Consider the following 11,817-nt stretch of genomic DNA (forward strand, 5'->3'; position numbering starts at 1 on the left):
CGCTTACGCTGCTCCACTGGAAAGACAAGGTCGACCTACGGGAGACCTTATCTTTGAGGAAGTAATGCGCAGCATTATTGAGCAGAAGGGTTTACGAGCGAACGCTTCTCCAAATACTTGAGAGAATATTGAGCTTTAAATAAAGAATAAGTGATCTCCTTTTATTCACAGCAAATCACGGAATTCATAAATACTTTGAAAAAGCTGTCCCCGAATAAGGGGACAGCTTTTTATAGTTATTATTCGAAATATTGCTCATATGGCGTGACATCGATTTCGAGTTCGGCCATTTTTGCGCAAGAATTTGTGGTCACGCTTCGGCGTCGCTTGGATATAGCCGCGGATGATGTGCTGCAATTCCATTTTCTTGGCTTTTCCTCCAGCAGGATCTCGCCGATGCGCCCCGCGATTTTCTGTTTCGCCACCGGGCGGAAAAGGTCCGGCACCGGCTGTACCAATTCGTTCAAGAGCTCTTTTCTTCGGCTCCCCATAGGTGGATCGTTTTTCTACGTAGTATTCTTCCCAGTTCAGATCCGATAAGCCGTCTTCTTTTGGCATCGATTTCAGGAATTTCGGAACATAAAATAGCCGCCGATCGCGAACAGCCCGACCAACACAACGACCCAGAATAATATGAACCATAAAACCAGCCTTCTAATTCCACTTCATCTCACCTCAATCATTCTCTATACCATTATAGAAGCCCACGAAAAATTCACCTGAAATGTATCCTTTTTCGCGTTTATGTCTATATAGCGAATGAAAGGGGTGAGCAATATGGCATTCAGCGATTTTAAGAACGCGAGCATGCGCTTGACGTTCGATAACGGGCTTGACGAGCAAGGGCGCTTGAAGCGCAAAGTGAAAGCGTATCAGAACGTGGCGGAAGCGGCTACTGCCGATGGGATTTTCCAGGCAGCGCAAGTGTTGGAGACATTCGGCACGAAACCGCTTATGGAATTGGAGAAAATCTCCGGTTCAAGCATCTACCAATAATGAGGGGAGTGGAAACATGGCGAAAACACTGGAATTGATTTTGAAACGGCCGCGAACAAAGCGGTCACCTTAACGGTTGATGAGCCGCGCGAAGATTTGACGGCGCAGGAAATCATCACCGGCATGCAGACGATCGTCGACCAGAACATTTTGAAGTCGGCGGATCGCCGTTTGCGCTCGCTAAAGGCGCACGCGTCGTCGAACGCACTGTCGTCGAATACGAAGTTTAATGAACAGGGCCTTCCGCAAATGCGGGAAGGCTTTTTAGAAAGAAAGGAGGCGCTGGGATGCAGGAGTGGATGCAATGGATACAGGAACTCGGATTTCCGATATTCGTTTCGTTTTACCTGATGCACCGCGTGGAAGGTAAGCTTGTCGCGATCCATGACGCGCTCATTATGATGAAGACGCCGTAATTCACAAAGTTGTGATTTCTGAAGCGGGAACCCGGATTGTTTTCAAGCCTTTGTTCGGCTATGATATAGGCAGTTACGAGAGTGGGGGCAATCATATGAAGTGGAAATGGGCGGTGCTGCTGTCGGCGCTGATGCTGTTTCTCGCAGCATGCGGCGCGGATGCGGTCGAAGATTTCAATTACACCGACCACCGCGGCGAACAAGTAAGCAAACAGCAATTGGAAGGGACGCCTTGGCTGGCGACATTTGTCTTCACGAATTGTGAGACGGTGTGCCCGCCGATGACGTTCAATATGGCCGATTTGCAGAAGGAAATGGAAGCAAAGGGCTTGAGTGATTACAAGATTATCGCTTTCAGCGTAGACCCGAAAGAGGACACGCCGGAAAAAATGCAGGAATACTTGTCGCATTACCCGATTCCGGATGAAAGCAAATGGCATTTGCTGACCGGTTATTCACAGGATGAGATTGCGGAGTTTGCCACGGAGAATTTCAAATCCCTGGTCAAGAACGACCCGAACAGCGACCAGGTCATCCATGGCACTTCTTTTTACCTGGTCGATCAGCAAGGGGAAGTCGTCGGCAATTATGACGGCTTTGAGAATGTGCCGACAGCGGAAATCATCGAAGACATGCAGGAATTGGCGCAGTGAAGCCAGAATGAACAAAATGAAAAGCTGCCGAATCGCTTCGGCAGCTCAGGGGAGAACCGGTCATTGGCCGGTTTTTTCTTTTGACAGAAGGTCGCGGATTTCGATCAATAGTTCTTCTTTCTTGTCGAGCACTTCCGGTTCTTCCTCAGCCGGCACATCTTTTTTGCGCTTCATGCGCGTGAACAAGCGGATCACCAGGAAAATGGAGAACGCAATGATGAAAAAGTCGATGACTGATTGCGTGAATGCGCCATAGCGGAGTTCTGCCCCATTAAAAGTATAAGTCCAATCCTCGACACTGAATCCGCCAAGCAGAATCCCCACGGCCGGCATGATGATGTCTTCGACAAGCGAAGTGACAATCTTCCCGAACGCCGCACCGATGACTACCGCAATCGCCAAGTCCAGCACATTGCCTTTCAAGGCGAATTTCTTGAAATCTTCCCACATAGGCTGTTCCTCCTTTCTGCAGTTGTCATTATACATATTCTCTTCAACTAAAATTTCTCCTGCACCGGCCTCTAAAAACTTTCAGCAAATGGGCAAAGACCTGCGGGCTATGGTAAACTGAGGCAAATGAAACTATAGGTGTGAACATATGAAACAGAAAAAACGAAAAAAACCTTCGCTTCTTTTGAGGTTCCTCTTTTTATTGATGCTATTTCCTGCGGCGATCGTAGCTTTCACGCTTGTCGCGGTGGTGGCGTATTCCTATTACGGCGATACAGTGAAGGAAACGGTGCAAAAAGGGCAGGACCGCGTATTTGAAGTGCCGTTTCCGGAAGATAATATTACGCTCTACCAGGAAGCGGCAGACCGTTACGAAATTCCTTGGACATTATTGGCCGCACACCACCGAATTGAAACGAAATTCTCGACGATGGATCCGTTGTTGTCGCCGGTCGGGGCAGAAGGGCATATGCAGTTCATGCCCTGCACGTTCGTGGGCTGGAGCCACCCGACCTGTTCTGGACAGGGGCAAGGTGAAATACCGGAAGCGGACAAGACCGACCCGGAAGTCATCGCGAAATACGGGGGATACGGGGTGGATGCCGACGGCGACGGCGTAGCCGACCCGTATGACCTGGAAGATGCCCTCCACAGCGCCGCCAATTATCTGGCGCAAAACGGTGCGGCAGAAGGGGATTTGGAGCGGGCGATTTACCGCTACAACCATAGCGATGAATACGTGGAAGACATCCTTCATTATTACGGGCGTTTTGAAGAACAATATAATAATTCATAAAAAAAAGAGCGGACCGGAGTCCACTCTTTTTTTCAAATTGTTGAAGAATTCTATGAAACGCTATAAATTAGAACGATGATTGCTTCTCTACATTTATAAATATTTGGAGAAGCGTTCGCTCGACTCCTGTGGGACTAGCGGGTTTGAGAGACCCCGCAGTGAGCGTAGCGAATGAGGAGGCTCGATTCCCGCCCCACGGAAAGCGAGCGATAAGCTTCGGAGGATTCGCCTTCTTAACTTTTTCGATAAAAAAAAGAGTGGACCGAAGTCCACTCTTTTTTTATTATGCGCGTTTGCGTCCTTTGTTCATTGATCCAAGGATCAAGCTAAGAACGAAGACGAAGATCAATGCGCCGATCAATGCCGGGATGATTGCTACGTCCCAGATGACTGGTCCCATGTCTCCTAAGAGCATGCCGCCTAGCCATGCACCGATGATACCTGCAATGATGTTACCGATGATGCCGCCAGGAATGTCTTTCCCGAGGATTAGGCCGGCCAACCAACCGATGATACCGCCCATGATTAGATATAAAATGATTCCCATGTTTTTTCCAGCTCCTTCTAAGTGTTTTATTGTTATAAGTGCTACACTCTAGGTATAACCACATTCAGGACTTTTAAAACATGGAACAGTAAAAATTATCGTATTTGGGCGCCTAAAATAGTTTCAAAGTGCCGCATGGCATAGCGGTGGCCGGCATCATCGAAGCTTGCAACAGCTGATTCGTGAATGACGATTTGGAATCCTTCATTATAGGCGTCAATCGCCGTATGCAATACGCAGATGTCCGTGCAGACACCGATGATATGGACTTCTTCGATACTGCGTTCCCGCAGCATCAGTTCAAGGCGTGTACCAGCGAACGCACTATAGCGGGTTTTATCCATCCAGACGATGTCCTCTTGATGGCGGTCGTAAACTTCCTGTAGACGGCCGTATAATTTGCGGCCATCCGTTCCTTTGATGTTGTGGGGCGGGAAGAGCTTGGTTTCGGGGTGATAGGGATCTTTTTCCTCGTGCAAATCAACAGGCATGACCACAAAATCGTCGTTTTCGAGAAATTGCTCCGTGATGAAGCAAAGTGCCTCCTCGATTTCCTGTCCGGGTGCGCCGCATGTCAACGCACCGTCTTGTGCGACAAAGTCCACCGTATAATCTACTACCAGCAATGCTTTTTCATTTGAATCGCCTCCTGTTTTTCTAGTATACCCTTTCCACACGCACTGTTAACGGATGCGAAAAGTGCAGGGCAGTCGCAGTTAAATATCTTGCCAATATTCTGAAAACTAACTATAATAAATAAAAGAAGAGGGTGTGCTCCATGGAATATGAAAACTTGGAAAACTCAATAAACAGGGACTATGGTTTACGGGTCATCCACACTCATCATTTTCAGCTTCGCGCTCGATTTCGGTTTTCTTGCCTAACAGACGGACGAACGGAAGGGCATCACCCGACAATTAAAACGGATCCATAAAAATCCACCCGTTCCTAATGGAACGGGTGGATTTTTATGCGGGTGGATGGGCTTGGCGTTTCATGCGCACGAGCGAATCCTTCAGCATGCGGGAAGCGGATTCGAGGGAGACGCCGAGGATTTCCTGGATCTCCTCCAGATTCTTGTGTTCGACCGCATACAAATGGTGGACATAGGCGAAGCGGATATCACCCGAACGCATCGGGGCGCCGACAAATTCGGAGAGTGCTTCCGTATAGTCGGATAGGGAGCCCATCTGAAAATTGGTAAATTGGTCTTTCACTTTCGACGATAGCAGGAAGGATGTGCCGCGCGTTTTCGCCCGTTCGATCCCTTGCTCCATCACTGCTTCTTCGTGTTCATCGAAATGCAGCGTGCAATGATAACCGTCTTTCTTTTCGACGTCCAGGTGGAGGCCGTCTGCGTCATTCAGGAAATTATCGATATCGATTGTCACCATATCGCGAAGGCGCAAGCCTCTCAAGTAGAAGACGTAAAGCAGCTTGGCATTGAGTGGCAGTTTAGCGGACTTCAACACGTCCGGTTTCTTTTCCAAAAGATGCCCGTAATCGACTTCGATGTCGTGGGGTTTTAAATCAAGCTTATGGTTCAATTTGAATTTCGGCATGAAATCATTCGGGATTTTGCCGATCTGCCACATATAATCGAACCAGCGACGGATGTAGATCAATTTGCGATTCAAGGTGCTGTCTTTGATGCCGGCTTCTTTTTGCTCCAATAGGAATTGCTGAATGTCGGAAGGTCGGATTTCGTGGGGCTCCACCGATTTTTTATAGGTCTTTCGCAAAAAGGCAAAAAGCGCGCGGATCAATTGGACTTCATGGATAACCGTGTTCGGGCTGATGCCGTTATCCAATCTGTATTTTTCATAACCGTATGGCATGGACATTCACCTCTCTAACTAGGTTTTATTCATTGTACCAGTTTTCGGATGAAATAGAACGTACTTTCCCTTGTCCAGCAAGGGAATGACTGAAAAAGCTCTTTATTCATTCATAAGTAACAAACTACTTAAGGGTATTACAAAAAAATCAAAAGCAGCCCACAAGGAGTTCGAAATGGAAGTGAAAAAACGAATGATAATCGACAAAGCGGGTATAAAGAAAGATAATGGGAATTAGAAATGAGGTGCAGTAATTGCAAAACGAAGAAAACGCAAGAATACGCCATACCATCTTGAAGAAAGTCGAATCATTCGATGACAATGCGCTGAATGAAAAACCATCGGAAGGCGAATGGTCTGCCATGCAGATTTTGGATCATCTCCTTAAAATGGAGGAGGCGATTACAGCAGGCGTTGCAAAGACAGCGAAGAAAAACGAACGCAAGAAAGCCATGAAGAAACCGATCCAATTATCGGTCAGCCGCAAAGTGAAAGTTGACGCGCCAAATCATACGGTGCCTGAAGAGAAATTTTTTACCTTAAAGGAAATGAAAGAGAAGTTGAATGAATCAAGAAATCGCCTGTATGAAGTCTACACGCATACAGACGAAGAGACGCTCCAGAACAACTCCATGCCGCATCCTGTTTTTGGCGACGTGCCGCTTGTTCAATGGTTTCCATTTATCGGCTATCATGAGAAACGTCATCTAATTCAACTGGAAGAGACCTTAAGAAAAATCGATGAGAAAAAGAAATAGTCATTAGAAAAACTTATCGGAATGTATAATTTTAATGTAATTTACTTATGCATGTTGTTTCGGTATGATGGAAGAGGAGAAAAGACGCGGTAACACGCCTTTTCAGAAGATTTAAAGGAGGAACACGATTATGGCAAAGAGCAGTTTGCACAACAGCCGCACGTCGTTCGAGCTCAACGGCAAGACGTATAATTATTATCGTCTCGCTGCACTCGAAGAAGCGGGGATCGCGAAAGTATCTCGCCTTCCGTACTCTGTAAAAGTACTATTGGAATCCGTATTGCGTCAGCACGACGGATATGTCATCAAAGACGAACATGTAGAAGAACTAGCAAAATGGGGCAAAGACGCGAACAAAGAAGCGGAAGTTCCATTCAAACCTTCCCGTGTCATCCTTCAAGACTTCACCGGCGTACCGGTAGTTGTCGACTTGGCGGCGCTTCGTTCAGCAATGGCTGAAATGGGCGGCGACCCGGACAAGATCAACCCGGAAATTCCAGTTGATTTGGTCATTGACCACTCGGTGCAAGTTGACCGTTACGGCACTGAAGATGCACTGCGCGCGAACATGGAACTTGAGTTCGAACGCAATGCAGAGCGTTACCAATTCCTTAACTGGGCTCAAAAGCTTACGACAACTACCGTGCGGTTCCACCAGCAACAGGTATCGTTCACCAAGTAAACCTTGAGTACTTGGCGAATGTTGTCCACGCCATCCCAAATGAAGACGGCACATTCGAAGCCTTCCCGGATACACTTGTCGGTACGGACTCCCATACGACAATGATCAACGGGATCGGCGTACTTGGATGGGGCGTCGGCGGAATCGAAGCGGAAGCAGGCATGCTCGGACAGCCTTCATACTTCCCGATTCCTGAAGTTATCGGCGTGAAAATGACTGGCGAACTGCCAAACGGCGCAACTGCGACGGATTTGGCACTTAAAGTCACTGAAACTTTGCGTAAAAAAGGCGTAGTCGGCAAATTTGTCGAGTTCTTTGGGCCTGGCGTTACGACATTGCCGCTTGCAGACCGTGCGACGATCGCCAACATGGCACCTGAATACGGCGCAACTTGCGGATTCTTCCCAGTGGATGAAGAAGCACTGACTTACATGCGTTTGACTGCTCGTACTGAAGAGCAAATCGCTGTCACTAAAGAATACTTAAAAGCAAACGACATGTTCTTCACAGTCGACAACGAAGATCCGATTTACACGGACCTTGTCGAAATCGACTTGACGACGATCGAACCGAACTTGTCCGGCCCGAAACGCCCGCAAGATTTGATTCCATTGTCGCAAATGAAAAAAGAATTCAACACGGCAATTACAGCTGCAGAAGGCCCTCACGGCTTCGCGTTGGATCAAAACGAAATCAACAAAACAGCGACCGTAAAATTCAACGACGGCAAAACAGCTGAAATGAATACTGGCGCTTTGGCGATTGCTGCAATTACATCTTGCACAAACACGTCCAACCCGTACGTGATGCTCGGTGCTGGCTTAGTTGCGAAAAAAGCAGTTGAAAAAGGCTTGACGCCGCCGCCATACGTGAAAACGTCATTGGCACCAGGTTCGAAAGTCGTTACAGGCTATTTGAGCGATTCTGGCCTTCTTGACTACATGAACCAAATCGGCTTCAACTTGGTCGGTTACGGCTGTACAACATGTATCGGTAACTCCGGCCCGCTCCTTCCTGAAATCGAAGAAGCGATCGTTGAAAACGACTTGCTCGTTTCATCCGTATTGTCCGGTAACCGTAACTTTGAAGGACGCATCCACCCGCTTGTAAAAGCAAACTACTTGGCATCCCCGATGCTTGTTGTGGCTTATGCACTTGCCGGTACAGTGGATATCGACTTTGAAGTTGACCCAATCGGGCAAGACCAAGACGGTAATGATGTATTCTTCAAAGACATCTGGCCTTCAACTGAAGAAGTGAAAGACGTCGTGCACAACACGGTAACGCCTGAATTGTTCCGTAAAGAATACGAGCATGTCTTCACTGAGAACGCAGAGTGGAATGCAATCGAAACAAACGATGATTCATTGTATGCATTCGATGACAACTCTACGTATATCCAAAACCCGCCGTTCTTCACAGGCATGTCGAAAGAACCGGCACCGATCCAGCCGCTATCCGGCCTTCGTGTCATGGCGAAATTCGCTGACTCGATCACGACGGACCATATTTCACCGGCAGGCGCGATCGGCAAAGATACACCAGCTGGATTGTACTTGCGTGAAAACGGCGTTGAGCCGCGTAATTTCAACTCCTACGGCTCCCGTCGCGGTAACCACGAAGTCATGATGCGTGGTACGTTTGCGAACATCCGCATCCGTAACCAAGTCGCACCAGGCACTACTGGCGGCTTCACGACATTCTGGCCGACTGGCGAAGTTATGCCGATCTACGATGCATGCATGAAGTATCAACAGCAAGGCACTGGCCTTGTGGTTCTAGCCGGTAAAGATTACGGCATGGGCTCTTCCCGTGACTGGGCTGCTAAAGGAACATTCCTTCTAGGCGTCAAAACAGTCATTGCGGAAAGCTATGAGCGTATCCACCGTTCGAACCTTGTGATGATGGGCGTCTTGCCGCTTCAATTCGTCAACGGCGAAAGCGCTGATTCCCTTGGTCTTACAGGCCACGAAACAATCAGCGTCAACTTGTCCGACGATGTGAAACCGCGCGACGTACTGACGGTTACAGCTACTGCTGAAGATGGCAAAGTAACGGAATTCAAAGTCCTCGCACGCTTCGATTCTGAAGTGGAAGTCGACTACTTCCGTCACGGCGGCATCCTGCAAATGGTGCTCCGCAACAAATTGCTAGAAGCATAAAAAAAATAAAAAGGCTGCCTTCGGGCGGCCTTTTTATTTTGGACAGCAACACATCGAACAGTATTTGACGACCAACAATAATTGCCACGCGTTTCTGTAAAAAGACGGCAGGGAGAGCCAGAAGTGAGCAAGAGAGCTTGCTTATCCGCGTACTTTCTGCAAACGGGCGATGAGCTTTGTTCCACGAGGATGATTTCAGGGCATTGTGCTTTTTGATCCCGAGACATGTCCTGTATACTAGAGGAGAGGTGAAGGAAAATGTACATAAGCGAGAAAGAAATTGAAATCCGCTACGCGGAAACGGATCAGATGGGCGTCGTCTATCACGCCAATTACTTGATCTGGCTCGAACTCGGGCGTACCCAATTGATCGAGGATCTCGGGTTTACGTACGCCGGGATGGAATCGCAAGGGTTCTTGTCTCCGGTGACGGATATCTCCATCCAATACAAAGCAGCGCTGCGCTACGGGCAGAAAGCACGCGTCAAGACCTGGGTGGAGTCTCACGGCCGCTTGCGGACCACATACGGCTACGAAGTGCTCCACGAAGATGGCACACTGGCCGCTAAAGCGACATCAGAGCATGTCGTGGTGAAAAAAGACAACTTCCGCCCAGTTCCGCTAGCCAAAGTGGCACCTGAATGGGATGCAAAATACAAGGAAGTGGTGAGGGGGGCAGCAGATGGCGTTCGGAATCCGACGACCTGAATTAGAACGCTGGAAACAGGATGTGCAAGACGGCCATATTTCCTTTCTTACCCATTACTGGGTGGATCATCGATTCCCTGGCTGCAACACGGTAACGAAAGTGGGCTGCAGCGATATCGACAAACTCGCTGATTGGGGCAGCCGCTACGGCTTGCAGCGTGAATGGCTGGATTTGCGCAATGACTACCCGCATTTCGACTTATTCGGCGACAGACAGGCCGAAATCCTGGAGGCAGAAGGCCGCTTGGATCAACTGAATAGATTAACCAAAATGAAAGTGAATAAATTTGAATAAAAAGAAGCATGACGCCATTTGGCGTCATGCTTCTTTGGTTCGTATGAATAACTTAATTCACCTAATGCATCGTCCACAGTGACGTGCAGGTCGTGTTCATCGAAATACCACTGGTCGGCTTCTTCAATAAAGTACAGCACGTCCCCTTCTTCGAGGCGGACCACCGCTTCGTAAGGGCTGTCTTTCGTGACACCAAGTGAAAAGCCCGGCTGTAGGCCGGCGCCTCCGTAAGCGGACGAAAAACCGCACCGCTTCCCCAGACTCGACTTCCATTTCGTTATGGAACCAATCTCGTGCATCTTTGCTCAAATGGATCTCCATGTATACACGTCCTTTCGGGTTCTACCACTTGATCTTCGGTTCGGTGCCTGCGCGGATTCTCGCGATGTTCGCGCGATGCCGGTAAATGATGAACGTGGCCAGTGTAAAATGACAGCCATGAACAGGTAATCACCGGTATTGATCGTGTAGATGATCGTATAGATAACCGAGACGACAGCCAAGATGATTGACGACAAGGATACCATCTTGGTGATCTTCAACGCAATCAACAAGACCGCCACGGCGAGTAAAAATAGGGGCCATTGATAGCCGAGCAGGATCCCGCCGGATGTGGCAACGGCTTTGCCGCCTTTAAAGCGCGAACACCGGAAACATATGGCCGATGACCGCGATGACGCCCAGAATAAGCGGGTGAACATCAGTGACCATCACGAGCGGCAACAGCGTCGCGGCGGTGCCTTTAAAATATCCAGGATGGTGACGACAAATCCGGCTTTCGGGCCGAGCACGCGGAATGTGTTGGTCGCCCCTAAATTGCCGCTGCCCTTCGTCCGAATGTCCGTATTGTAAAAGTTTTCCGATCCATAGCGCTGAAGGGATGGATCCGAGTAAATAAGCGATAATTACCGGAAGCAAAATGTCCATGATTGACTCCTTTGACGTACACTGTTTTCTTTCTACAGTTTACCATGACCGAAGAGACAGAAACAATAGATGACGGATTATTCAACAAACGGCCCCGTTTCATGTATGATAGACTAAAAGGACAGGTGATTTTGTTGAAGAATCCAGACCGCACAGAAATCAAAGAAGTGCTCGACACGGCTAAAACCATTGCGGTGGTGGGCTTGAGCCCGAATCCGATGAGAACCTCTTATATGGTATCCAAAGCGATGCAAGATGCCGGCTACCGCATCATCCCGGTCAATCCGATGGCGGATGAAGTGCTGGGGAGAAAAGCTACGCGACGCTTACGGACATTCCGGAACCGGTCGACATCGTCAATGTATTCCGCCGCAGCGAATTTTTGCCGGCCATTGCAGAAGATTTTCTCAAAATCGAAGCCCCGGTGTTCTGGACGCAGCTGAACGTCGTCGATGAAGAGGTCTTCAATCGCCTCCAGGGCGCCGGCTATACGGTCATCATGGACCGCTGCATCAAAGTCGAACATGCCATCCTGAAATAGCAGCTTTCACGAAGGGCGCCTAGCGCTCTTTTTCTATGAACATTGACA

14 protein-coding genes and 4 pseudogenes are annotated in these 11,817 nt (G+C 48.6%); 10 read left to right on the top strand and 8 right to left on the bottom strand.

Annotation, left to right across the window (positions count from 1 at the left end):
- Window positions 1-239: 239 nt before the first annotated feature.
- Window positions 240-425, bottom strand: a complete 186-nt coding sequence (locus CW734_RS19995) for a hypothetical protein (protein ID WP_442956943.1) — start codon at window positions 423-425, stop codon at window positions 240-242.
- Window positions 340-617, bottom strand: a pseudogene (locus CW734_RS09810) (DUF2621 family protein); the annotation flags it as partial. The gene CW734_RS19995 and the pseudogene CW734_RS09810, both read right to left, overlap by 86 nt.
- A 160-nt stretch (window positions 618-777) precedes the next feature.
- Here CW734_RS09810 and CW734_RS09815 point away from each other — a divergent pair.
- The 4 genes from CW734_RS09815 to CW734_RS09830 all read left to right on the top strand — a co-directional run bounded on the left by CW734_RS09815 (window position 778) and on the right by CW734_RS09830 (window position 2,065).
- Window positions 778-996, top strand: coding sequence for a DUF1659 domain-containing protein (locus tag CW734_RS09815; RefSeq protein WP_058380731.1), 219 nt, complete (start codon window positions 778-780; stop codon window positions 994-996).
- 96 nt (window positions 997-1,092) lie between these two features.
- A complete protein-coding gene (locus CW734_RS18945; RefSeq protein ID WP_232787012.1) occupies window positions 1,093-1,347 on the top strand; it encodes a hypothetical protein in 255 nt (84 codons plus the stop codon).
- On the top strand, window positions 1,296-1,412 hold the full coding sequence (locus tag CW734_RS09825; RefSeq protein WP_232787262.1) for a YvrJ family protein: 117 nt from the start codon (window positions 1,296-1,298) through the stop codon (window positions 1,410-1,412). The genes CW734_RS18945 and CW734_RS09825 overlap by 52 nt, the downstream gene beginning before the upstream one ends.
- Before the next feature lie 95 nt (window positions 1,413-1,507).
- Complete coding sequence (locus CW734_RS09830; RefSeq protein ID WP_101190335.1) at window positions 1,508-2,065, top strand: SCO family protein; 558 nt, start codon at window positions 1,508-1,510, stop codon at window positions 2,063-2,065.
- 60 nt (window positions 2,066-2,125) lie between these two features.
- On the opposite strand, the gene mscL is transcribed toward CW734_RS09830, so the two are convergent.
- Window positions 2,126-2,515 (bottom strand): large conductance mechanosensitive channel protein MscL, encoded by a 390-nt coding sequence (gene mscL / locus CW734_RS09835; protein WP_101190336.1) that lies wholly within the window; start codon window positions 2,513-2,515, stop codon window positions 2,126-2,128.
- A 148-nt stretch (window positions 2,516-2,663) separates the two neighbouring features.
- On the opposite strand from mscL, the gene CW734_RS09840 reads away from it, so the two are divergent.
- Window positions 2,664-3,311 (top strand): lytic transglycosylase domain-containing protein, encoded by a 648-nt coding sequence (locus CW734_RS09840; protein WP_101190337.1) that lies wholly within the window; start codon window positions 2,664-2,666, stop codon window positions 3,309-3,311.
- Between the two features lie 283 nt (window positions 3,312-3,594).
- Here the strand turns inward: CW734_RS09840 and CW734_RS09845 are convergent, their stop codons facing one another.
- From CW734_RS09845 to CW734_RS09855, 3 genes are all read right to left on the bottom strand, one after another.
- Window positions 3,595-3,858, bottom strand: a complete 264-nt coding sequence (locus CW734_RS09845; protein WP_101190338.1) for a GlsB/YeaQ/YmgE family stress response membrane protein — start codon at window positions 3,856-3,858, stop codon at window positions 3,595-3,597.
- A gap of 95 nt (window positions 3,859-3,953) precedes the next feature.
- Window positions 3,954-4,484: a cysteine hydrolase family protein gene (locus CW734_RS09850; protein ID WP_232787013.1), complete on the bottom strand. Its 531-nt coding sequence runs from the start codon at window positions 4,482-4,484 to the stop codon at window positions 3,954-3,956.
- A gap of 342 nt (window positions 4,485-4,826) precedes the next feature.
- Window positions 4,827-5,696: a site-specific integrase gene (locus tag CW734_RS09855; protein ID WP_101190340.1), complete on the bottom strand. Its 870-nt coding sequence runs from the start codon at window positions 5,694-5,696 to the stop codon at window positions 4,827-4,829.
- A 254-nt stretch (window positions 5,697-5,950) separates the two neighbouring features.
- Between CW734_RS09855 and CW734_RS09860 the strand changes: the two genes are divergently transcribed.
- The 4 genes and pseudogenes from CW734_RS09860 (at window position 5,951) to CW734_RS09875 (ending at window position 10,301) form a co-directional block, all read left to right on the top strand.
- Window positions 5,951-6,454 carry a DinB family protein gene (locus tag CW734_RS09860; RefSeq protein WP_101190341.1) on the top strand — a complete coding sequence of 168 codons (504 nt, stop codon included), beginning with the start codon at window positions 5,951-5,953 and terminating at the stop codon, window positions 6,452-6,454.
- Window positions 6,455-6,584: 130 nt separating this feature from the next.
- A pseudogene (gene acnA / locus CW734_RS09865) lies at window positions 6,585-9,298 on the top strand (aconitate hydratase AcnA).
- Window positions 9,299-9,556: 258 nt separating this feature from the next.
- Entirely contained in the window at window positions 9,557-10,006 is a 450-nt protein-coding gene (locus CW734_RS09870) for an acyl-CoA thioesterase (RefSeq protein WP_101190342.1), read from the top strand.
- The gene (locus CW734_RS09875; RefSeq protein ID WP_101190343.1) at window positions 9,981-10,301 is read left to right on the top strand and encodes a hypothetical protein; all 321 of its coding nucleotides are present in this window, start codon (window positions 9,981-9,983) and stop codon (window positions 10,299-10,301) included. Before CW734_RS09870 ends, CW734_RS09875 begins: the two co-directional genes overlap by 26 nt.
- Here CW734_RS09875 and CW734_RS09880 read toward each other — a convergent pair.
- Both CW734_RS09880 and plsY read right to left on the bottom strand, forming a co-directional pair.
- Window positions 10,256-10,600 carry a HesB/YadR/YfhF family protein gene (locus CW734_RS09880; RefSeq protein WP_332870983.1) on the bottom strand — a complete coding sequence of 115 codons (345 nt, stop codon included), beginning with the start codon at window positions 10,598-10,600 and terminating at the stop codon, window positions 10,256-10,258. The two genes, CW734_RS09875 and CW734_RS09880, sit on opposite strands and share 46 nt — an antisense overlap.
- A 43-nt stretch (window positions 10,601-10,643) precedes the next feature.
- Window positions 10,644-11,228: pseudogene (plsY, locus tag CW734_RS09885) on the bottom strand (glycerol-3-phosphate 1-O-acyltransferase PlsY).
- A gap of 128 nt (window positions 11,229-11,356) precedes the next feature.
- Between plsY and CW734_RS09890 the strand changes: the two are divergent.
- Window positions 11,357-11,769: pseudogene (locus tag CW734_RS09890) on the top strand (CoA-binding protein).
- The last annotated feature ends 48 nt before the right edge of the window (window positions 11,770-11,817 follow it).

Origin of the sequence: Planococcus sp. MB-3u-03 (assembly GCF_002833405.1) — a bacterium.
GTDB lineage: Bacteria > Bacillota > Bacilli > Bacillales_A > Planococcaceae > Planococcus.

Bases quoted from the DNA above. Each gene is read 5' to 3' on its own strand.
- CW734_RS09880 (WP_332870983.1), bottom strand. From the start codon at position 10,600: ATGCACGAGATTGGTTCCATAACGAAATGGAAGTCGAGTCTGGGGAAG.
- CW734_RS09845 (WP_101190338.1), bottom strand. From the start codon at position 3,858: ATGGGAATCATTTTATATCTAATCATGGGCGGTATCATCGGTTGGTTG.
- mscL (WP_101190336.1), bottom strand. From the start codon at position 2,515: ATGTGGGAAGATTTCAAGAAATTCGCCTTGAAAGGCAATGTGCTGGAC.
- CW734_RS09825 (WP_232787262.1), top strand. From the start codon at position 1,296: ATGCAATGGATACAGGAACTCGGATTTCCGATATTCGTTTCGTTTTAC.
- CW734_RS09840 (WP_101190337.1), top strand. From the start codon at position 2,664: ATGAAACAGAAAAAACGAAAAAAACCTTCGCTTCTTTTGAGGTTCCTC.
- CW734_RS09855 (WP_101190340.1), bottom strand. From the start codon at position 5,696: ATGCCATACGGTTATGAAAAATACAGATTGGATAACGGCATCAGCCCG.
- CW734_RS09870 (WP_101190342.1), top strand. From the start codon at position 9,557: ATGTACATAAGCGAGAAAGAAATTGAAATCCGCTACGCGGAAACGGAT.
- CW734_RS09815 (WP_058380731.1), top strand. From the start codon at position 778: ATGGCATTCAGCGATTTTAAGAACGCGAGCATGCGCTTGACGTTCGAT.
- CW734_RS09830 (WP_101190335.1), top strand. From the start codon at position 1,508: ATGAAGTGGAAATGGGCGGTGCTGCTGTCGGCGCTGATGCTGTTTCTC.
- CW734_RS09875 (WP_101190343.1), top strand. From the start codon at position 9,981: ATGGCGTTCGGAATCCGACGACCTGAATTAGAACGCTGGAAACAGGAT.